The organism is Pedobacter frigidisoli (assembly GCF_004331675.1).
GTDB classification, from domain to species: domain Bacteria; phylum Bacteroidota; class Bacteroidia; order Sphingobacteriales; family Sphingobacteriaceae; genus Pedobacter; species Pedobacter frigidisoli.
The window spans coordinates 1-22,368 of record NZ_SJSN01000008.1 but is presented as its reverse complement, the minus strand read 5'-3'; the positions used below and the strand labels follow the sequence as shown (position 1 = coordinate 22,368).

The following is a 22,368-nucleotide window of genomic DNA, read 5'->3' as shown; positions in this document are numbered from 1 at the left end:
TATGTTATATCCCGAAAATTGTTTAGAACGTTTAGGATTTGTAGAGATAAGGCAGCTGATTAGCAAACATTGTTTAAGCCCCATGGGGCAGGCAATGGTGCAAAAGATGCAAGTGATGAACCGTTTTGATCAAATTGATAAATTTTTACGACAAACAAATGAGTTTAAAAGTATTCTGCAAAATCAGGAGCCTTTACAAATAAATACCTTTTTTGATATTAAATCCCTAGTTGATAAAATTAGGGTAGAAGGAACTTATCTTTTAGAGGATGAGTGGTTTCAGGTGTACACTTCCTTGCAAACCGTTTTTTCTGTTTTGCGCTTTTTTGAAGAAAGGGCGGAGGTTTACCCAACACTAGAGGCTTTGTTTGAACATTTGCCCATAGAGAAAAATATTCTTCGAAAAATTGAATCTGTAATTGATCAAAAGGGAAAGATTAAGCCAAATGCATCGAAAGAATTGCAGGAAATTACTTCTTCAATTTCAAAAGCGGAGCAAGATGTTCGTAAACGAATGGATTCAATCTATAAACAAGCCATTGCCAACAATTGGGTTGCCGATGGAAGTTTAACTATTCGCGATGGAAGGATGTGTATTCCGGTTCTAGCAGAAAACAAGCGTAAGTTAAAGGGCTTTATTCATGATGAATCTGCCACTGGCCAAACCGTTTATATCGAACCAGAGGAGGTTTTTACGTTAAACAATAAGCTTCGGGATTTAGAATTCGATAAACGGCGTGAGATTATTAAGATTTTAATTGCCCTTACGGATGATTTACGTCCATATTCTGCTTTACTACTTTCTTACCACGGGTTTTTAACCAAGTTGGATTTTGTAAGAGCCAAAGCCTTATTTGCTTTAGATATCGAGGCTGAAATGCCTGGTTTATTAAAAGAACCTAAAACGAAGTTAATAAATGCAAGGCATCCTTTGTTGGCAATATCATTTGCAGCTGAAAAGAAAACTGTAACACCATTAAATATTCATATTGATGCAGAAACTCGTGTTGTATTGGTTTCTGGGCCTAATGCTGGCGGTAAATCGGTTTGTATGAAAACCGTTGGCTTACTCCAAATTATGTTGCAAACAGGTTTATTAATTCCGGTTGATGCAAATAGCGAAGTTGGTATTTTCGAAAACATTTTTGCCGATATCGGTGATGATCAATCTATAGAAAGCGATTTAAGTACCTACAGCGCACACTTGAAAAAGATGCGCTATTTCGTTGAACATGCTTCGCCAAAAACGATGGTATTAATCGATGAATTTGGTACGGGAACTGATCCGCAATTTGGCGGACCAATGGCTGAAGCTGTATTGGAAGTTTTGAATAATAAAAAAGTTCGGGGTGTAATCACCACTCACTATTCTAATTTAAAGCTTTTCGCTGGAAACACACCAGGATTGGAAAATGCCTCAATGCTTTTTGATAATGCTAAAATGAAGCCACTTTACATTCTGGAAATGGGTAAACCCGGAAGTTCTTATGCTTTCGAAATTGCGCAAAACATCGGTTTGCCGAAAGAAGTAATTCAATTGGCCAGACAGAAAACAGGTTCGAACCAAAACCGTGTAGATACCATGTTGGTTGATTTGGAACGAGAAAAGAAAACCATTTACGATGCTAAAGTTAGCTTGGCCAATCAGCAGAATAAGGCTAAAAATCTAGTAGAGGAAAATGAAAAGCTGAGAACTTTTTTAGATGAAAATAGACGAGTTTTGATTAAGGAAGCCAAACAAGAAGCGCAAAATATTATAAAAAACGCCAATAAACTTGTAGAAAATACCATTGCAGAAATTAAAGAAAAGCAAGCGGATAAGATTGTTACTAAAGAACTTCGCCAGAATTTGCAACGTGAATTGGTCAAAAATACTGTGCCAAAAGAACGACCAAAACCGGTTGAGGTAATTGTTGGCGGTGAAATTGAAGTAGGCGATTGGGTGAAATTTACAGACAGTGAGACCACGGGACAGGTATTAGAAATTAATCGGAATGAATTAGTTTTGGCCATTGGCGATTTACGTTCGAATGTTAAACGCAACCGCATACAGAAAATAAGCAATAAGGAAGCAAAAAAAGTAATTCAAAGTAGCGCAGGTTCTTTTGCTGGCAGAATGAATGATGCGGTTTCAGGATTTAGGGCGGAATTAGATCTTCGTGGGAAACGTACTGAAGATGCGCTCTTCGAAGTCGAAAAATATTTGGATAAAGCCATTATGCTTGGTTTTCCATCAATCAAACTGATACATGGTAAAGGCGATGGGATTTTAAGAAAAATGATTAGAGAATACTTAAGGAAATATAGTCAAGTAAATAGGATGGAAGATGAACATGCTGATAGAGGTGGGGATGGAATTACTTATGTTTATTTAAATTAAGAGGTAGTTGTAGCTTTATAGAAGCAAAGATAGATTTCAATTTTTAAAACCAACTTCTTGTAAATGTGTTGTTTATTAAAACGTTACGGTTATGAGAAGAATCTTAATCTGTCTTTTTGTGGTATTGTTTACTACAACTTGCAAAAAAGATAATAATAGTAATGAAGATCCAGGTTCCCTACCTGATGTCAATCTTAAATCAAAAGTATTAGTTTCGGGCCTCAATTTACCTTGGGAGATCGTTTATGGCCCCGATAATTCCATTTGGTTTACTGAAAAAGCAGGTAAAATTAGTAGGCTAAATGTTTCAACTGGGCAAGTAACGAGTTTGCTCACCATTACTGAGGTAAGAACGAATGGCGAGGGTGGATTATTGGGCATGGTTCTACATCCAGATTTTGTAGCTACCCCATACATGTACATTGTTTATGATTACGGAAACGCATATAAAGCGAAAGTTGTTCGTTATACCTATTCGGGCGGAACTTTAATAAATCCTCAAACGCTAATTGATCAAATTCCAGCCTCATCCATTCACAATGGCTCTCGGCTATTAATTAATGGTGGCAAATTATTTATTACCACTGGTGATGCTTCAGATATGTTGTTGCCTCAAAATGTAAATTCAATCGCAGGAAAAATTTTAAGGTTAAATTTAGATGGCTCTATTCCATCAGACAATCCCTATCCAAATAATCCGGTTTGGTCTTTTGGCCACCGAAATGCCCAGGGCTTAGTACAGGTCGGGAATAAAATTTTCGCCTCAGAACATGGTCCAGATTCTGATGATGAAATCAATATAATCGAAAAGGGTAGGAATTATGGTTGGCCAAATATTAAGGGATTTTGTAATGAAAGCGGCGAGCTACCATTTTGTGCTAGCAATAATATTGCAGAACCATTAATTAATTGGACGCCAACCATAGCGCCAAGTGGCTTAACCTATTACAATTCGAATTATATCCCTCAATTTAAAAACTCATTATTGCTTGCTGTATTAAAAGGAACAAAATTAATGCAGCTTAAGTTAGATGATTCGCAATCTAAGATTACCGAGACAAAAGATTTTTATGTTAATACCTACGGTAGAATACGAGCAGTTTGCCAATCTCCAGAAGGAAAAATTTATATCTGTACCAGTAATGGAAGTGATGATAAGATTGTAGAGATTTCTAAATAACCGTGTTATTTTTTATTTCCAGGGCACTTTTTACAACGTTTGCCCTTTTTAAATTTCTCACAACACTTTTTATGCTCTGCGGAACAGCTCAATATAAATCCCATACCTTTTTGAAATTCAGGATCGTTGGGTAGGATAAATGTGTTTTCTTCTCTCTCGTAAATCATTGCAGTACAAAGGTAAGCGTTGTTTAGAACAATTCCAATTAAAAATTATTCCTCAGGGATTTAAAGCTAAAAATGCTGTGTTCTTAAAGTCAATTAGTAATTTAGCGAACTAACCAAAAATTCATAAAATGATAAATAAAGTCGTTTCTGGTGCAGAAGAGGCAATAAAGGATATTTCAGATGGCGTAACCCTTATGCTCGGTGGCTTCGGACTTTGTGGAATTCCCGAAAATTGCATCACTGCCTTGGTTGATAAAAAAGTGAAGAACTTAACTTGCATTTCAAATAATGCTGGGGTTGATGATTTCGGCATTGGGCTGATGCTAAAACAGCGTCAGGTCAAAAAGATGATTTCATCTTATGTGGGTGAAAACGCGGAGTTTGAAAGGCAATTACTGAGCGGAGAGTTAGAAGTTGATTTAATCCCTCAGGGAACCTTGGCTACAAGATGCTTGGCTGCAGGATATGGGATGCCCGCAATATTCACGCCTGCGGGTGTTGGTACGGAGGTAGCCCAAGGTAAGGAAGTTCGAAATTTCGATGGTAAAGATTATTTATTGGAATATGCTTTTGATGCTGATTTTGCCATTGTAAAAGCTTGGAAAGGCGATACCGCCGGTAATTTAATATTTAGATCTACCAGCAGGAATTTTAATCCAGTTATGGCAATGGCAGGCAAGATAACCATTGCAGAAGTTGAGGAATTGGTAGAAGCTGGAGCGCTAGATCCCGATCATATTCATACCCCTGGAATTTATGTTCACCGAATTTTTCAAGGTAAAGATTATGAGAAAAGGATAGAGCAAAGAACTATTAGGAAAGCGCAATAATTCATTAGTCATCATTCTTTTCACTCACTCATTCATACTCATTAATTCAATAATTTGTTAATATGTCGTTTTCTAAAGAAGAAATTGCTCAGCGTATTGCTAAAGAAATAAAAGATGGTTACTATGTTAACTTAGGCATAGGAATACCTACACTCGTGGCAAATTATATCCCAAAAGGAATAAATGTGGTTTTACAATCCGAAAATGGTTTACTCGGAATGGGACCATTTCCATTTGAGGGAGAAGAAGACGCCGATTTAATTAATGCAGGTAAACAAACAATAACTACGTTGCCAGGCTCATCAATTTTTGATTCGGCGATGAGTTTTGGAATGATTAGGGCGCAAAAAGTAGATCTCACCATTTTAGGCGCTATGGAAGTTTCAGAAAATGGTGACATTGCCAATTGGAAAATTCCCGGCAAAATGGTGAAAGGCATGGGTGGTGCGATGGATTTAGTAGCTTCTGCAAAAAATATTATTGTGGCCATGCAGCATGTAAATAAAGCTGGTGAGAGTAAATTGTTGCCAAAATGTACATTGCCTTTAACTGGAGTTAATTGTATTAAAAAGATTGTAACAGAATTGGCGGTTTTAGATATTTTGCCTGGCGGAGGTTTTAAGCTTTTAGAAAGAGCTCCAGGAGTGAGCGTTGAATTTATAAGGCAATCTACTTTGGGCAGGTTGGTTGTTGAGGGAGAAATACCAGAGATGAGAGTGGATTAAAAAAAACTATTTAAGCGAGGTAATATCTTCTTAAAATCAAGGATGAAATATTGTGATTCTATCAGGATAAATATTACGGATATCCACTGAAAGACATATTATTACTAAATTGGTAGTTAAAATGAGTAAACTGTAATAATTTAGTAATGAAAGGATATCTATTATCGCTCGTGTTAATGCTCATTATCGTAATCAATACTGAGGCTCAAACAACAATATTTTTAAATGCCAACGACAGTGGGAGGGTTTTTGAGGGTATAGGTGCCGTTAGTGCTGGGGCATCGAGCCGTAATTTAATTGATTATCCAGAAAAACAGCGAAATGAAGTGCTCGATTTGTTATTTAAACCCAAATTTGGTGCTGGTTTACAACATCTAAAAGTCGAAATAGGAAGTGGTGAAAATTCTACCTGCGGGAGTGAGCCATCTCATGCCATTACAAAGGAGGAGTTACTTAATCCAAAAGCGAGGGGCTGCGAATTTTGGCTTATGTCTGAAGCTCGTAAGCGCAACCCCAATATAATTTTGGACTGCCTCCCATGGGCTTATCCGGAATGGGTGGATGATCGATTTTCACAGTCATCTGCCGATTATATTGTATCTTTTTTAGAAGTGGCTAGGAAAAATTTCGGGATTGAGGTTGATTGGGTTTCTGCTGCTCAGAATGAAATGGGTACAGATCTTAATTGGATAGTAAAAAAATTACGACCAACCATGGATGCTCATGGTTTTCCAAAAGTAAAACTTCAAGGACCCGACGATGACAGTGAATATTGGCAAGTATTTGATGAGCTAGAAAAGAATACAGAGGCTAATAAATTAATCGGAGCCGTGGGTTACCATTATGTAAATGGGCGTGAGCCTTGGGAAATTGATCAGAGCAACAATCATCCTGTAACTGATAAGGCTAAACAGTCTGGTAAAGCGCTGTGGGCTAGCGAAGAATGGAGCCAAAGTGGAAAGGAATGGGGAGGAGTGGGTGCACTTTATCTTGCTCGTTTAATGAATAAAGTATATACACGCGATCGAATAACCAAATATGAAATTTGGTCGCCATTTGATGGCATTTATGACCAGATTATTTGGCAGAGTACTGGCGCATTACAGGCCGATTCGCCATGGGACGGAAGCTACACCGTATGGCCAGCTGTTTGGACGCTCGCACATACTACTCAATTTGCTGAGCCAGGCTGGGTATATATGGATAGCGCATGTGGACAATTCGACTCCTCTACATGGAAAGGAAGTTACGTGGGAATGAGAAATCCTAAAACAGGTGATTGGTCTGTGATAATGGTTACCGGAGAGAAAAGGAAAGTGAAGATTAATATAGGCCAAGGTCTTAAAAATGGATTGGTTTATACATGGAAATCAACAGAGAAAGAACAATTTATTAGGCAAAAGCCCTCAAAACTAGTTAATGGTTTTATAGAGATTGAACTTGAACCTAATGCAATTTACACCGTTACAAATACAACCGGGCAAACTAAAGGTTCCTTTGAGTCTTCACCAGCAAAAAAACTGTTCCCATTTCCTTACAGGGAAAATTTTGAGGGATATTCTGCAGGAACCACAGCGAAATATTTTTCCGATCAAAAAGGTACTTTCGAGGTGGAGAAATATTCAACAGGAGGGATGTGCCTAACCCAAATTGTACCTGAACAAGGCATACTATGGTACAATAACTGGTTATTAAAGCCGCATACTTTATTTGGTGATGTTCAATGGAATGATTACGCTATCGAAGCGGATGTTCTACTCACCGGCGGCGATGTTGAGATAGGCGGCAGATACAATGGACGGGATCAATTGGGTTACCGATGGATTCTTACCCGAGATGGTCGCTGGCAGTTGAACTATCAATATGTTTGCCTTGCCTCTGGTCAAATTTTGGAATTTAAGCCAGGAGAATGGTACCATTTGCGTCTTGAAATGAATGGTAGCCAGATTATAGGGAAAATAAATGGAATAACAACAACAACTGTTCTCAGCACATTAGGTGCTAAAGGAATGGCCGTTTTGGCGAGTACTTACAACCATAATAAGTTTGATAATATCTTTGTGGAGCCTCTTTCAGTGAAATAGAAACTAGAAAGGTAATGCGTTTAGACTGAACTTTGTTTAGACTGTTTTTGTGAAATAACTTAACATAAAACGAAAGAATATTTTTATAAACGAAAAGGGGGTAAGTTTTTTAAACTTACCCCCTTAATATCGAATATATTTTTCTATTGTATATCCACCAAAATACTATTTCTCAAATCATTTGAAATATCTTCTGTAATGGCGATAATTTCATCTGGTTCGTTCGTATTATTCATCACTACTTTATGGCATTGTTCTTTGTAGGGCAGCAAAAATTCTTTGTAGGCGGGCACAACATGATTATGCCATTTGTATAAAACATCTTCTTCAGGGTATCCACGTTCCAAACCATCGCGTTTAATGCGGCGATCTAGTGCAACCTGTTCATCAGCATCAACAAAAATAGTATGATCTAATAAAGCTGCAATTTCCTTAAAATGAAGAATAAAAAGTCCTTCAACAATAATAATAGGGGCAGATTTAATTTCTAAAATTTTAACAACAGCCAAAGGGTTATTAAAATTGTATTCTTTCTTGTAAACAACTTCACCGCTGGTGAGTTGCTTAATATCTCTTAGAAATTGTTCGCTATCAATTGTTGATGGAAGATCGAAATTAAATAACTTATTTTCTTCTTGAGACATGTCTCCGGCAGGAATGTAATAATCATCCTGCGAAACCAAGGTAACTTCATCCTGTTTAAAGTGATGAAGAAAGCAGTTTAAGAAAAATGTTTTACCCGATCCGCTACCACCGGCAATCCCAATTATAAATGGCTTTTTGTTCAAACTCATTGAGCACTATATGTTAAATTGCAGAAAAAACGTTTGTCTAGAGCACCTAATGAATCGGCAACTGCTTTAGTCATTACAATTATAACATCTTTTGTGGATTCGTTCTCAGTAAATTTACCAACAACTTTTGCGAATGTTGTTCTGTTGGTCATTGGGTTGGTAATTTTAATCACCCTACCTACTGGTGCAGTACGGTGTAGGACCAACATTTTCGATCCATCCAAATCGGCATCAGCTATCCAAACTGCAGCACCTTTTTCCTCAATCTGGCTTAATCCGTAAACACTTGGATCGCGGCGAAGCTTAGGATCCTTAACCATCGTACTGTCAGGTTCGTTTTCTTGATCTTCTTTGGATAAATCGTTAACCGATTTTGGTTGAGGAGGTTTTGGAATAATTAATTTTTGATCAACCTTGATCGAATTATCATCTAATTTATTAGCGGTTCTAATTTGGTAAGCCGTTAGGTTATATTTTTTAGCAATGGTAAATATGCTTTCACCTGTTGCAACAGTGTGGATAAAGCTTTCTTCTTTCGAGGTGGAAATAGGAACTTGTTTAACTTGCTCCGCTTGTTTCTCCTTTGGAACTTGTACGTCTGTAATTATTCCACCCGGAACTTTTATAAGCTGCCCAATAGTGAGTGCATTATCAGGTAGATCATTTAATTTTCTTAACTGATAAGCCGTAACTCCGTATTGCTTAGCAATGGTGAAAATGGTTTCGTTTCTTAAAACTGTGTGAGTTCCAACTGCGTCAGCAGATTTATTTTCTTGAACAGGCTTTTCTTCAGCAACGCTAACCACTTTACTTTCCTCAATATTTTTTGTAGCAGGAATTTTTAATTTTTGGCCAATACGAAGATTATTTCCTGATAAATTATTGGCCCTTTTAACTTCTTCTACAGTTGTTCCATACTTCTCTGCAATCTTCCCTAAAAATTCTTTGGGCGCAACAGTGTGCTCAATCATGGTTTGGTTGTATTCTGATGAAGTTTCTTGAACCGCTGGAGTAGGATTTGCTTTTGCTATTTGTGTAATTGGTTCTGGCGTTTGGCTTTGTACACTTCCTTTCACTGGTATTTTTAAAACTTGCCCAATACTTAAATTATTGCCAGAAAGTTTATTGATTCTTTTAATCTCGTTGATTGTTGTTCCATACTTTTCTGCAAGCATGTTTAGGTTTTCCTTTGCCTTAATGGTGTGTTCAATTATGCCACCATCCGCAGTTGTAGCAGGGCTAGAAGAACTGGTAGATCCCCATGGAATATTGGTTGGAACCTTTATAATAACCCCAACTTGTAAGAATTTGTTATCGTTAAAAGACATGATATCTTTTGGCGAAACATTGTATCTTCTGGCAATAGAGTAGTAGGTGTCTTTGGCAACAGTTTGGTGTACGATAAGTTTCTTGCCATTGTTGTTTTCTACGCCGATAGAGTCTCTCGACGTATTTGCTTTAGCATTTGCAATGTTTAGTGCAAATAGAACTACAGCTGATAAATATATTTTGTGCATTTATTTTTATATAAATTTCAAAGTCAAAGAAAGCAATTATACGAATAATATTGTTAACCTTATTGTGAACAATGAGTGGTTTTTAAGCAAAAACAAGTATGCTCTCCTACACTAAAATTTGTATGTAATTCATTCACAATTACTTGTAAAAGCCACTATTCGCATGGTATTGCTTAATAAACGAAGTAATAAATAAGGTATTGTATTGATGAGAATTTAGATTAAAACTTTTATAAATTTGGTTTGTTACGTAGTCATCAAAATAACAATAAATTACAATTAAAATGGACGCTAAAGAAATAAGCTTAAACGAAAAAGAGGTAAAACCTGTTGTGGATCTTTTAAATGATTATTTGGCTAATTACCATATTCATTACCAAAAATTAAGAGGTTGCCATTGGAATATTAAAGGACAAAACTTTTTTACACTTCACGTTAAATTTGAAGAATTATATACCAACGCACAATTAACCATTGATGAAATTGCTGAACGAGTTTTAACTTTGGGAAAACCACCTCACAGTCGTTTTGCAGATTATATAAAAGAATCTCAAATTAAGGAAATCGATACCATTGGACTAAAAGACCTAGATATGGTTGATGCCGTTTTGGATGACATGGCTAAATTAATAGAGATTGAAAGAGAGTTACTGGAAGCCACCGATAAAGCTGGAGATGACGGATCGAATGATATGGTGAATCGTTTCATGCAGTTTAAGGAGAAAAATACCTGGATGTTACGTTCTTTCGCAGGAAAGAAATAATAACCGATAAAAAAAAGGTTAAAGAAGCCTCAAGTAAATAGATTAAATGTAAAATCTGTTTATTTGAGGCTTTTATGTTTTATAGAAATTCTAATTATTTATCTTTGAGCATGGCGTACAAAAGTTTAGCAGAATGTGTTTCCGATCTAGAAAAACATGGTCACTTAATTAGAATAAAAGAGGAAGTAGATCCTTATTTAGAAATGGCTGCCATCCATTTAAGGGTTTACGAAAATCAAGGTCCAGCGCTGTTATTCGAAAACATTAAGGGAAGTCCATTTCCAGCGGTTTCAAATTTATTCGGGACTTTAGAGAGATCAAAATTCATTTTCCGGAATACTCTACCCAAAGTGCAGCAATTGGTTTCGTTGAGGAACGATCCGATGAAAGCGCTTAAAAATCCATTCAAATATGCTGGCTCTGCTATGTCTGCATTGTCGGCTCTGCCGATGAAAACAACATCGGCAAAAAAGAAATTCCTAAAAACCTGTATTAGCAAATTACCACAAATTGTAAATTGGCCGATGGATGGCGGCCCTTTCGTTACCATGCCACAAGTTTACACTGAAGATGTAGATAAGCCAGGAATTCTAAATGCAAACTTGGGTATGTATCGTATTCAGCTTGGCGGTAACGATTATATCCAAGATCAGGAAATAGGGTTGCACTACCAAATTCATAGGGGAATTGGTGTTCATCAATCAAAAGCCAATGCTTTAGGTCAGCCTTTAAAAGTTAGTATTTTCGTCGGCGGACCACCATCACATCCTTTAGCAGCGGTAATGCCATTGCCCGAGGGCTTATCTGAAATGACTTTCGCTGGTGCGCTAGGGGATAGGAGGTTTCGTTATTTTTACGATGACGAGGGATTTTGTATTTCTGCGGATGCCGATTTTATCATCACAGGAACTGTTTATCCGAACGAAAATAAACCAGAAGGGCCATTTGGCGATCACTTAGGATATTATAGTTTGATGCATCCATTTCCGCTAATGAAAGTGCATAACGTTTATCATAAAAAAGATGCAATTTGGTCGTTTACAGTTGTCGGGCGACCGCCACAAGAAGATACAAGTTTCGGTGCATTAATTCATGAAATTACAGGTTCGGCCATTCCACAGGAAATTCATGGTTTGAAAGAGGTTCATGCGGTTGATGCTGCAGGAGTTCATCCCTTACTGTTCGCAATTGGCAGCGAGCGTTATACACCATATTTAAAAGAAAGACGACCGCAAGAAATCCTCACCATCGCCAATCATATTTTAGGAAAAAATCAATTAAGCCTAGCTAAGTACGTTTTTATTGCAGCTAGGGAGGATAATGAGCAATTAAATACACACCATATTGAGGAATTTCTTACGCACATTTTAGAAAGAATAGATTTTACTAAAGACATTCACTTTTACACCAATACCACCATCGATACACTTGATTATAGCGGAGATGGACTAAATAGCGGATCGAAAGTAGTTATAGCGGCGGCAGGTAATAAAAAACGTGATTTGTGGAGTCAGATTCCAGCTGATTTGAAATTTGGAAATGGTTGCTATCAAGCACACCTTGCAATACCAGGAATTGTTGTTGTAGAATGTGATAAATATGTAAGTGCAGAGAAAACTGCTGCTGAAATTGCCTTATTGAACATTGCCTTGATCGATCAAGATATTTCTGGTTTACCATTAATTGTTATTTCCGATGATTCAGAATTTACCGCTAAGACTATTGATAATCTAGTTTGGGTAACTTTTACCAGAAGTAATCCCGCGGCTGATATATACGGAATAAACGATTTTACCATAAACAAACATTGGGGTTGCAAAGGTTCATTGATTATTGATGCTCGAAAAAAACCTCACCACGCACCTGAATTGATAAAAAGTGCTGAAGTTGAAAAAAAGCTAGATAAGATGGCTGAAAAAGGGAAACCGCTTTTTGGAATAATTTAATTGATATAGTCATTTTATGAAACTGAAGTAATTTCCGTAAAAAACCCATAAAAAAAGCCCCTGAAAATTTCAGGAGCTTAAGAAATATTTTAATAATTACTAAAATCTAACACCAAAAGTTAGAAATACATTATTTCTGTTGCTTTTTACATCTGCAACTGGTTCAGTATAATCATCCAATAGGTATGGACTAGAACTGAAATTTGTTTTATAATTTTGATAAGCCAAATCGAAATAATAGTTGTCAACTCTATATCCAAGACCGGCAGTATAATATTGGCCTTGATAGAAAGAGTTATCGCCACCTTTAATTCCATTTCCATTTACTCCATAGCCACCTCTTAAACTAATCTCGGTGTTTACTTTCACCTCGGCACCAACTCTGTAATTGATGGCCTCTTTGTATGATGCTTTTATGAAAGCATTATTATCACTAATTGTTGATGAGTTTCCGCCATCATCGGCAGAGAAGCGCATTGATGAATAATCAATGTAATCTACATCTGCAGAAATTAATGCCATACCACCAATAACATAACTTAAGCCAGCAGATGCCTTTAACGGCGTACGTAAGTTATAGCTGAAATCATAATATTGAGTTGGATTATTTGATGTTGATGCTGTATTAGTAGCATTTCCATATAAGCTAGCTTGTAGGGTTTCCGCAGTTTGATCTTGAATATTCATCCAAGTTGGCGTTTGAAAATTCAATCCAATTCTCAATTCACTAACCGGACGATAAATTAAGCCTAATTTTAAATTGAATCCACCACCTTTAGTGATCTGATTCCTCAAATGTGATAATGTGTAATTTTCATTTCCTGTATAAGCTGGTACAGTTAACTTGTCATCAAAGGAATTTACAATTCCAGATTCTGTATATACTGCGTCACTTGTATATTTAACATTTACAAAACTCGCTGTTGCTCCAATATAAACTTTATTAGCGAAATTTAATGCTCCAGCTACGTTAAATTCTGATGTTGAGCCCAATCTGCTCTCACTCCAATTTTGCTTAAAAGTTGCATTATTATAAGGTTCGGCAGAAAATCCATTAGGAAAATTAGTAGCATTTCTATTAATTAAATAGCTATTATATGCATCTCCAGCGATTGAATTTTGAATTCCAAAACTATTTGCTTGATCAACATAAGAATCCCTAATAGAACTATTGGTGTTAGTACCATTGTAATCGATATTGTTTAAAAAGTCGTTGTTCCTAGTATAGCTTAACCCAAATACACTACTCACTAAACCCTTATCAACGTTAGCACCTTTTAATTTAGCCACTGGGCTGTAAAAAACAGCACCGATATTATTCAAGTTGATCTGACTTTTGCTCGATTTAATGTTATTTCCCAAATAAGCACTTTCATTTGAAACACTGTTAAATTCGGGGGTAATGCTAAATTCTGATTTAGTAAAAAGACCTAATCCTGCAGGATTCGCATTGATAGAGCCAATATCACCACCAACTCCAATCTGTGCACCACCCATTCCTTTAAATCGTGCTGAACTACCGTAATTAGTTTGAGAAAAACGAAAGGCATCAGGAGCATAACTTTGTGCGTATGCTGAGCCAATGGTAGCTACTGTAGCTACCAATGACGCTAAAATATATTTTTTCATTTGTTGTGTTTCTAATTGAAATTAACCTCTGCCAGCTCTTGATGGGCGTGAGCCACCTCCGCCGCCACCGCCACCGTTTGATCCACCGCCACTACTTCCACTACTCGATGGTGGTGGAGAGTAGGTTGGTCTACTACTTTCGGTTCTTTGAGGTTGTTGAGGTGTATAATTTTCGTTTCTAGTAGGTCTGCTGCTTTGCGTACCTTGAGATGGACTGTATCCATTATTGCCGCCAGATTGTGCATTACGTGTAGGCCTTCCTGCATTGTTATTAGGAGCATAACTTTGCATAGTTTGTCCGTTTTGATTAACTACTCCAGATCTTGATGGTCTGCCAACGTTTCCTGCTGATGAGCCGCCAAAATTATTGCCATTTCCTCTATCATTGCTTCCAGGTCTTGGTCTATAGTTGTTGTTTGTGTAAACTCCGCCACCATAATAGCCGCCGCCTACACCCCAGCCACCGCCGTAGTATCCGCCACCGCCCCAACCGAAACGATCATAGTAAGAATACGGACCCCAAGAATTCCAGCCAAAATTATTGTATCCGTAGCCATAATTTCCATAGTAAAAAGGATTGTTCCAAATGCTGCCGTAACCGAAGCCACCGCCAAATCCGCCACCCCAAGCACCTAGGCCATACCCATTACTCCAACTATTTCCATAGCCTAAATAATTAGTAGCACCATAGCTATTTCCACCATAGTAATTATCAAAATAAGGATCGTAGTAACCTTGGAAGCTATATCCATTATAAAAACGGTTTATTCTTGAAGAGTAATCCATATCATAATAAGGATTACTGGTTCCATAATATTCATCATCATAAGCGGGTTGACCTTGTTGCGTCTGTGCTTGATTTTGAGGTGCAATATATGGTTCAACCTCTCTCGCTTTTGCGACAGTGTTGTAAACATCATCAGATGGCTTAACTGACGCCAACTTTGATGTAGAGCATGATGCCACCAACCCAGCGGTGGCAATCATAACAATGGGTAAAAATTTAATTGGTTTCATTGTGTTTATATTTAGTTGTGTGTGTTCACAATTTAATGATAATCTTCAAAATTAACTAATTATTAACTATTTAATTAGTCAAAAGAGTGTTATAAAATAAATGCTAGTTAATCTTAATTGTTTGTAGGCATAAATTTATAAATTTGCCTACCAATTTTACATTTTTTAACACACAAATTACGTTCCAAATACATAACATGAGCAAAGAAATTACAAGCAGAGCAGCCGATTATTCCCAATGGTATAACGATATCGTAATTAAAGCGGATTTAGCAGAACATTCTGCCGTACGAGGATGTATGGTTATAAAGCCAAATGGCTATGCAATTTGGGAAAAAATGCAAGCCGTGCTCGATAAAATGTTTAAAGATACAGGGCATCAAAATGCCTATTTTCCCTTATTCATACCAAAGTCATTTTTTTCTAAGGAAGCCTCTCACGTTGAGGGCTTTGCAACCGAATGCGCAGTTGTGACACATTATCGCTTAAAAAACGATGGTAACGGAAATATTGTGGTAGATGAAACTGCAAAATTAGAAGAAGAATTAATTGTTCGCCCAACCTCAGAAACCATTATCTGGAATACCTACAGAGGCTGGATTCAATCTTACCGAGATTTGCCAATTTTAATTAATCAATGGGCAAATGTTGTGCGTTGGGAAATGCGTACGCGTTTATTCTTACGTACTGCAGAATTTTTATGGCAAGAGGGGCATACTGCTCATGCAACTGCACAAGAAGCCATTGAGGAAACTGAACGCATGTTGCATATCTATGCAGATTTTGCCGAAAATTGGTTAGCCATTCCGGTTATCAGAGGTAAAAAAACGACCAATGAACGCTTTGCTGGTGCTTTGGATACTTATTGTATTGAGGCATTAATGCAAGATGGTAAGGCTCTTCAAGCCGGAACTTCTCACTTTTTGGGTCAGAATTTTGCTAAGGCTTTTGATGTAAAGTTTACCGGAAGAGATGGTAAGTTGGATCATGTTTGGGCTTCCTCTTGGGGTGTTTCAACACGTTTAATGGGTGCATTGGTAATGGCGCATAGCGATGACTCTGGATTGATTATTCCACCAAAGTTAGCGCCAATTCAAGTTGTTATTATTCCAATTTATAAGGGCGATGAAGATTTGGCAAAAATAACAGCTTATGTAAATGAGCTGAGCATGCGTTTGAAAGGAATGGGCGTTTCAGTTAAGTTTGATGATCGTGATACACAGCGTCCTGGTTTTAAGTTTGCAGATTATGAGTTAAAAGGCGTTCCAATTCGCATTGCCATTGGTGGTCGCGATTTAGAGAACAAAACGGTAGAAATTGCCCGTAGAGATACTAAACTTAAACAAACTGTTCCTCAAGAAGGCTTGGATATTTACATCGTTAAATTATTGGAAGAAATTCAATCAGCAATGTATAATAAAGCCCTAGCTTACAGAGACGAGCACATTACTGAAGCCAATGGCTACGAGGAATTTAAGCAATTGCTAGATGAAAAGGCTGGTTTTATTTCTGCCCATTGGGATGGAACACCAGAAACTGAGCAAAAAATCAAAGAAGAAACTAAGGCAACGATACGCTGCATTCCTTTAGATAATCAATTGGAGGATGGAATTTGTATTTATTCAGGTAAACCATCAATTCAAAGAGTACTGTTCGCAAGAGCGTATTAAGGGAGTCTGGAGGCTTGAGTTGGGAGTCGTGAGTCTCCTTGCTAAGTTTTAAAAAGTCTGGAGTTAGGATTCTTCTTGCTTAGGTTAAAAAGTATAGAATCTTGATCTTAAATACTCCAGTCTTGATACTAAGTACTCGATACTATTACAACATATAAAAATGAAATTCGCAACAAAAGCTATACATGCAGGTCAAGAGCCTGATCCAACAACCGGTGCCGTAATGACACCCATTTATCAAACATCAACTTATTGGCAAAAATCTCCTGGAGATAACAAGGGTTACGAATATTCTAGAGGAACAAACCCAACACGTAAAGCGCTTGAAGATTGTTTAGCTGCTTTAGAAAATGCTAAATATGGTTTGGCTTTTTCTAGCGGAATGGGCGCTACAGATGCCGTTTTGAAATTGCTTTCTCCTGGCGATGAAGTGATCACTGGTAACGATCTTTACGGTGGTTCGTACAGAATTTTTACCAAGATCTTCACTAAATATGGCATTAAGTTTCATTTTCTTGATCTTTCCAAGCCAGAGAATATGTTACCTTACATCAATGATAAAACGAAGTTGGTTTGGATTGAAACACCGACTAACCCAACCATGCAAATTATTGATATCGAGGGTGTAGCAAAGATTACTAAAGAGAAAAATTTAATCTTAACAGTTGATAATACTTTTGCATCTCCATATTTGCAAAACCCGATTGATTTAGGTGCAGATATTGTAATGCATTCTGTTACAAAATACATTGGTGGTCACTCAGATGTGGTAATGGGCGCTTTGGTAACTAACGATGAACAGCTTTACAAAGATCTTTGGTTCATTTACAATGCTTGTGGCGCAACACCTGGTCCACAAGACTCGTTCTTGGTTTTAAGGGGAATTAAAACCTTGCATTTGCGTATGAAAGCACATTGTGAAAATGGCGAACGCATTGCCCATTACTTAAAAAACCATCCAAAAGTTGATAAAATTTATTGGCCAGGATTTGAAGATCATCCAAATCATGATGTTGCTATAAGACAAATGCGTGGTTTTGGAGGTATGATTTCCATCACTTTAAAAGGCGCAGATTTGCAGGAAACTTTCAGAATTTCTTCAAACTTTAAGGTTTTTACCCTTGCAGAATCTTTAGGTGGTGTAGAATCTTTAATTAATCACCCAGCAACTATGACTCATGGCTCAATTCCTAAAGAAGAGCGAGAAAAAGTGGGCGTTATCGACAATTTGTTGCGTTTAAGCGTTGGGGTAGAAGATATTGATGATCTTTTAGAAGATCTTGAAAATGCTTTGGCATAAAGTAAAACTTTCGGACAGATCACATTTATTTGTCCGAAGGTTTTTTTGTAAAGCGAAATTCTGCAACTATCAATGCTGCTCCGGCTTTACACTAAATCTTTTTTGTGAGCGCTTTCTGTAATATAAATTAGTACGCAAAAAAGGATATCGTTTCAATCCGGTTTAGGTGGCAGCATTTGTGCTGCTATTTTTGTATAAACAAACCCAAATGCAATTTCTAGAGTTAAAGAATTTTCTTGATAGCAAAGTTGATCAGTATAATCGGCCAGATTTCATTGCGAATGACCCTATTTGTATTCCTCATCAATTCGAAAAGAAACAAGATATAGAAATTTCGGGCTTTTTTGCGGCAGTTTTGGCTTGGGGGCAGCGTAAAACCATCATCAATAAATGCCGAGAATTGCTAAATCGAATGGATAATGCACCATACGATTTTGTGCTGAACCATTCCGATGATGATTTGAAAAAACTCTTGAATTTTAAGCATCGCACATTTAACGATACCGATCTGCTTTATTTTATCTCATTCTTTAAAGCACATTACGCTAAATGCCAAAGTTTAGAAGAAGCATTTGTTCCCAACCAGACTATTACTTATCCCTTAAAAGTAATAGTTCCCTCATCAAAACAAAAAATAAAACGTTTACCGATTTTAGAAGTTAATATAGAAAATAACTTCAGTATTGAGGAGGCGTTAAATTATTTTCGAGGTTACTTTTTTTCTTTAGAGGATTTCCCACACCGTACTAAAAAGCACATTTCTTCTCCTCAACAAAAATCAACCTGTAAACGCTTAAATATGTTTTTACGGTGGATGGTGAGGCAAGATAATAATGGCGTCGATTTTGGGATATGGAATACGCTAAAGCCCAGCAACTTAATTTGCCCTTGCGACGTGCATGTAGATAGGGTGGGGCGATTATTAGGGTTAATCAATCGGAAACAAACAGACTGGCGAACTGCGGTTGAACTAACAGAAAACCTAAGGCAATTCGATCCTGCCGATCCAGTTAAGTACGATTTTGCACTTTTTGGCCTAGGAATTGAAAGAATTATGTAAATATTGTACATAAAAATTGAGAAAAGTCAATTAAAACTTCTTTTATTCAATCAAACTTCATATACTTACATAGTAATTCTACAAATATCGTAGTATTAAAGTCTATCCTTAGCTCACAAACATGATTGCAGTTAATTTATCTGATGAAGATAGGTGGAAAAAATACAACAACTTTTCCCCTTTAATTTCAATTTTCAAAAAGTTTCATCCACTCAACGGTGAAATTGAAAGACGCATCAATCAGCATACTTTTCCAATAAGCTATAAAAAAAACAAATACTTAGTATCACCCGTTGATCGTAACAAATACCTTTTTTTAATTGTAAAAGGCGTTGTGCGAGGTTTCATTAAAGATGGGAATACCGAAATTACAACTTGGATTGCGAAAGAAAATGAAGTCGTGGGTACCATTCGTAATTTGTGGATAGATGGAGATTCTGAAGAGTATTTGCAAGCATTAGAAGATGTAGATTTAATTGCCATACCTCATGTACTATCAGAATATCTATATGAGAACTTTCCAGAAGCAAATGTAGTTGGCAGAAAAATGATGGAACTGTATTACAGGTCGGCCGAGGAAAGGGCTTACTTGTGTAGAATATCTTCCGCAGAGAAACGATATAAAAGATTCTTACTTTCATTTCCCGATTTAATTAATCGAGTTTCACTTAAGCACATAGCTTCATTTCTTGCTATTAGATTAGAAACGTTAAGTCGCATCAGAGCGAAAATTTAAGCGATTAAAAAATATTCAATATTACAATTTCTTTATACGGCAATGGGTCGAGATTTAATAAATCTGGGCCTTTTTTTTTGCTTTAAAAATTCATTTCAGCCTCTAAAGTGTCTTATAAATTATACATGTGATTAGATAGTTGTTGATTTTTATCAAAAAAACTCTATCGCATTACCTAATTATAAGTAGTCTTACAAGAAATTAAATTCTTTTTTAGTTTACTTTGTAGTATTGATAAGACAGTTTTTAGCAATTAAAGTATAATAATCTACCCCTAAATTACTGGTTTTAGCCACTTGCGAGAGCGCAATAAATAATATACTTTTGCCGCCCTCAAAAATAGAGTATTTAAAAGTCGTTTATTCTTGTAAAAGTGATTAGTTATCAGCTCCTAAAGCTGATTAATTCGTTATTTCAAAACATCAATCTTCAAGCTTTTAACTTGCACTTCGAGAAGATTTTGTGCTCATCGTTTGAGAAGCTTAAATACGTTTTTACTATGTTATTTCCATTTGGAAAATGAATAAGATTATACAACGCTTTCCTTTTACAATTACGTCTACTTTTAAATTATTAGGCTTATTAATTGCGATCTTAACAGCAAGCATATCTAAAGTATCTGCTCAGTACGGTGCGAATGCACTTTATACAGACTATAATGGATATTGGACATCAGCTGTAGGCGCCATTAATCCAATTCAGCCAGATAATAAGCACAACCTACTTGGTTTTACCTGGAATGGAAAAACTTATTCAACAGGGGCAGGAGACGCGATTTTAACAAACAAGGGTGTAAATTTTTCTCCTGGTACTTACCAAGCATTTCCAGTTAAAAATATTCCCTTACCGGGTACAGCATCAAACTTTGTTGGCTTAGGTCAGTTGGAGGATGGGGTTGATAATGGTGGAGCTTACCCATATTCTGTACCGATTACTGTACAACAAATATTAACTAGAGGAATCAGAGGCCTCGATATGGGCTCTTGTATAACAAATATTCCCGCTACTGCACAACCTTTAAGCTTTAATTTTGGTGCAATTACAAATGATACTCAAATTGGCGATGGTATTCCAGATATTGTTATTACTCAAGTAGCTCAGGCTACTGGCGCTTTAGACGAGGTTTATTTTGAAGATGGAAATGGCAACTTAATTGGTAATAAAATCAGCATTAATCAGGCGGCAATCTCATCAATGGGGAATTGGCTGCCAGATTTTTACGACCCAAATACAGGTGTAATTCAACCAGGTTTTATTAAAACAGATAGACCAATTAGAATATGGGCCGCAGATGCAAGTGCGTTTGGAATTACTTCTGCCAATTACTCTCAACCGCTCGTTTTAAGGTACAAACTCGGTGGGAGTAGTGATCCAGCATTTATCGCATTTAACACTAAGTTTATCACATTGGTAACTGCAAACGATGATTTAGTAGGAACATCTTTAAATCAACCAATAAATATTCCTGTATTGGCAAATGATTTTCCAACTAGTCAAGGTAGTTTATCGAGTTACATTGTGCCAATAACTTCTGCACATGGTACTATTGTAAAAGAGGCCAATGGTACATTAACTTATACTCCAAATACTGGTTACTACGGACAGGACTCTTTTACATATACCATTTGTACAAACATCAATGGCACAATTACTTGCGATGATGCCGTGGTATCAATAAATATTTCACCTAATGTAGATTCTCCAGTTTTTAATGCTGGAGGAACAGCTTTAAGATGCCAAGGTACGGGAACAAGCTCCTATACAGCATCAGCTACTTTTGCTACTGCGATTACTTTTGCCATAAGCCCGAACACAGCCGGAACAATTTCAACTTCTGTAACAACAATCAACAGTTCCACAAATACTGCTATCGCTACAGGTACTGTTACTTGGGCCGCTAATTTTTCAGGAAATGCTGTAATTACAGCTGTTGCTGCTGGTTCTAATGGGCCAAAATCGACGACATTTAATGTCGTTGTGAATCCTATAATTGATAACAATATCGTTACTGCGGCACAAACCATCTGCACGGGAACGGCACCAATTGCATTGGCTGGAACCTTGCCAACAGGAGGTAACGGAACGTATACTTATTATTGGGAGCAAAATTCATCAGGCACTTGGGTCGCTGCTGCAGGAACGAACAATACCCAAAACTACACGCCCGGAACCCTTACACAAACCACCCAATTTAGGAGAACGGTTACCGCAGGAGTTTGTGCGGCGAGCGTAAGTCCGGCGGTTACGATAACAGTAAATCCGCTGGTTGGAAACAATACGATTATCGCCGACCAGACCATCTGCACGGGAACGGCACCAATTGCATTGGCTGGAACCTTGCCAACAGGAGGTAACGGAACGTATACTTATTATTGGGAGCAAAATTCATCAGGCACTTGGGTCGCTGCTGCAGGAACGAACAATACCCAAAACTACACGCCCGGAACCCTTACACAAACCACCCAATTTAGGAGAACGGTTACCGCAGGAGTTTGTGCGGCAAGTGTAAGTTCGGCGGTTACGATAACGGTAAATCCGCTGGTTGGAAACAATACGATTACCGCCGACC

General features: G+C 37.2%; 16 protein-coding genes. 12 read left to right on the top strand and 4 right to left on the bottom strand.

Annotated elements, in window-relative coordinates; translation table 11 throughout:
• The first annotated feature begins 1 nt into the window (after window position 1).
• From EZ449_RS11195 to EZ449_RS11175, 5 genes are all read left to right on the top strand, one after another.
• Window positions 2–2,380: an endonuclease MutS2 gene (locus EZ449_RS11195; RefSeq protein ID WP_131558716.1), complete on the top strand. Its 2,379-nt coding sequence runs from the start codon at window positions 2–4 to the stop codon at window positions 2,378–2,380.
• Between the two features lie 91 nt (window positions 2,381–2,471).
• On the top strand, window positions 2,472–3,560 hold the full coding sequence (locus EZ449_RS11190; RefSeq protein WP_131558714.1) for a PQQ-dependent sugar dehydrogenase: 1,089 nt from the start codon (window positions 2,472–2,474) through the stop codon (window positions 3,558–3,560).
• A 295-nt stretch (window positions 3,561–3,855) separates the two neighbouring features.
• Window positions 3,856–4,557: a CoA transferase subunit A gene (locus EZ449_RS11185; RefSeq protein ID WP_131558712.1), complete on the top strand. Its 702-nt coding sequence runs from the start codon at window positions 3,856–3,858 to the stop codon at window positions 4,555–4,557.
• 62 nt (window positions 4,558–4,619) lie between these two features.
• Window positions 4,620–5,282, top strand: coding sequence for a CoA transferase subunit B (locus EZ449_RS11180; protein ID WP_131558710.1), 663 nt, complete (start codon window positions 4,620–4,622; stop codon window positions 5,280–5,282).
• A 146-nt stretch (window positions 5,283–5,428) separates the two neighbouring features.
• The gene (locus EZ449_RS11175; protein WP_131558708.1) at window positions 5,429–7,366 is read left to right on the top strand and encodes a glycoside hydrolase family 30 protein; all 1,938 of its coding nucleotides are present in this window, start codon (window positions 5,429–5,431) and stop codon (window positions 7,364–7,366) included.
• Window positions 7,367–7,509: 143 nt separating this feature from the next.
• On the opposite strand, the gene EZ449_RS11170 is transcribed toward EZ449_RS11175, so the two are convergent.
• Window positions 7,510–8,154 (bottom strand): uridine kinase family protein, encoded by a 645-nt coding sequence (locus EZ449_RS11170; protein ID WP_131559122.1) that lies wholly within the window; start codon window positions 8,152–8,154, stop codon window positions 7,510–7,512.
• 2 nt (window positions 8,155–8,156) lie between these two features.
• Window positions 8,157–9,677 carry a muramidase family protein gene (locus EZ449_RS11165; RefSeq protein WP_131558706.1) on the bottom strand — a complete coding sequence of 507 codons (1,521 nt, stop codon included), beginning with the start codon at window positions 9,675–9,677 and terminating at the stop codon, window positions 8,157–8,159.
• A gap of 284 nt (window positions 9,678–9,961) precedes the next feature.
• Here EZ449_RS11165 and EZ449_RS11160 point away from each other — a divergent pair, with 284 nt between their 5' ends.
• The gene (locus tag EZ449_RS11160; protein ID WP_131558704.1) at window positions 9,962–10,441 is read left to right on the top strand and encodes a Dps family protein; all 480 of its coding nucleotides are present in this window, start codon (window positions 9,962–9,964) and stop codon (window positions 10,439–10,441) included.
• A gap of 110 nt (window positions 10,442–10,551) precedes the next feature.
• Window positions 10,552–12,387: a UbiD family decarboxylase gene (locus tag EZ449_RS11155; protein ID WP_131558702.1), complete on the top strand. Its 1,836-nt coding sequence runs from the start codon at window positions 10,552–10,554 to the stop codon at window positions 12,385–12,387.
• Window positions 12,388–12,486: 99 nt separating this feature from the next.
• Here the strand turns inward: EZ449_RS11155 and EZ449_RS11150 are convergent, their stop codons facing one another.
• On the bottom strand, window positions 12,487–14,016 hold the full coding sequence (locus tag EZ449_RS11150; protein ID WP_131558700.1) for an OmpP1/FadL family transporter: 1,530 nt from the start codon (window positions 14,014–14,016) through the stop codon (window positions 12,487–12,489).
• A gap of 21 nt (window positions 14,017–14,037) precedes the next feature.
• Window positions 14,038–15,033, bottom strand: coding sequence for a hypothetical protein (locus EZ449_RS11145; RefSeq protein ID WP_131558698.1), 996 nt, complete (start codon window positions 15,031–15,033; stop codon window positions 14,038–14,040).
• A gap of 197 nt (window positions 15,034–15,230) precedes the next feature.
• Between EZ449_RS11145 and proS the strand changes: the two genes are divergently transcribed.
• The 5 genes from proS to EZ449_RS11120 all read left to right on the top strand — a co-directional run.
• Window positions 15,231–16,703 (top strand): proline--tRNA ligase, encoded by a 1,473-nt coding sequence (gene proS / locus EZ449_RS11140; RefSeq protein ID WP_131558696.1) that lies wholly within the window; start codon window positions 15,231–15,233, stop codon window positions 16,701–16,703.
• A 160-nt stretch (window positions 16,704–16,863) separates the two neighbouring features.
• Window positions 16,864–18,003 carry a cystathionine gamma-synthase gene (locus EZ449_RS11135; RefSeq protein ID WP_131558694.1) on the top strand — a complete coding sequence of 380 codons (1,140 nt, stop codon included), beginning with the start codon at window positions 16,864–16,866 and terminating at the stop codon, window positions 18,001–18,003.
• Window positions 18,004–18,211: 208 nt separating this feature from the next.
• A complete protein-coding gene (locus EZ449_RS11130) occupies window positions 18,212–19,063 on the top strand; it encodes a TIGR02757 family protein (protein WP_131558692.1) in 852 nt (283 codons plus the stop codon).
• A 121-nt stretch (window positions 19,064–19,184) separates the two neighbouring features.
• Window positions 19,185–19,799, top strand: coding sequence for a Crp/Fnr family transcriptional regulator (locus EZ449_RS11125; protein WP_131558690.1), 615 nt, complete (start codon window positions 19,185–19,187; stop codon window positions 19,797–19,799).
• A 519-nt stretch (window positions 19,800–20,318) separates the two neighbouring features.
• The coding region (locus EZ449_RS11120) for an Ig-like domain-containing protein (RefSeq protein WP_165499741.1) at window positions 20,319–22,368 on the top strand (2,050 nt) is incomplete at its 3' end.

Coding starts and splice junctions, on each gene's coding strand:
- EZ449_RS11145 (WP_131558698.1), bottom strand. CDS start 15,033: ATGAAACCAATTAAATTTTTACCCATTGTTATGATTGCCACCGCTGGG.
- EZ449_RS11190 (WP_131558714.1), top strand. CDS start 2,472: ATGAGAAGAATCTTAATCTGTCTTTTTGTGGTATTGTTTACTACAACT.
- EZ449_RS11180 (WP_131558710.1), top strand. CDS start 4,620: ATGTCGTTTTCTAAAGAAGAAATTGCTCAGCGTATTGCTAAAGAAATA.
- EZ449_RS11150 (WP_131558700.1), bottom strand. CDS start 14,016: ATGAAAAAATATATTTTAGCGTCATTGGTAGCTACAGTAGCTACCATT.
- EZ449_RS11165 (WP_131558706.1), bottom strand. CDS start 9,677: ATGCACAAAATATATTTATCAGCTGTAGTTCTATTTGCACTAAACATT.
- EZ449_RS11160 (WP_131558704.1), top strand. CDS start 9,962: ATGGACGCTAAAGAAATAAGCTTAAACGAAAAAGAGGTAAAACCTGTT.
- EZ449_RS11195 (WP_131558716.1), top strand. CDS start 2: ATGTTATATCCCGAAAATTGTTTAGAACGTTTAGGATTTGTAGAGATA.
- EZ449_RS11185 (WP_131558712.1), top strand. CDS start 3,856: ATGATAAATAAAGTCGTTTCTGGTGCAGAAGAGGCAATAAAGGATATT.
- EZ449_RS11125 (WP_131558690.1), top strand. CDS start 19,185: ATGATTGCAGTTAATTTATCTGATGAAGATAGGTGGAAAAAATACAAC.
- proS (WP_131558696.1), top strand. CDS start 15,231: ATGAGCAAAGAAATTACAAGCAGAGCAGCCGATTATTCCCAATGGTAT.
- EZ449_RS11130 (WP_131558692.1), top strand. CDS start 18,212: ATGCAATTTCTAGAGTTAAAGAATTTTCTTGATAGCAAAGTTGATCAG.
- EZ449_RS11175 (WP_131558708.1), top strand. CDS start 5,429: ATGAAAGGATATCTATTATCGCTCGTGTTAATGCTCATTATCGTAATC.
- EZ449_RS11155 (WP_131558702.1), top strand. CDS start 10,552: ATGGCGTACAAAAGTTTAGCAGAATGTGTTTCCGATCTAGAAAAACAT.
- EZ449_RS11135 (WP_131558694.1), top strand. CDS start 16,864: ATGAAATTCGCAACAAAAGCTATACATGCAGGTCAAGAGCCTGATCCA.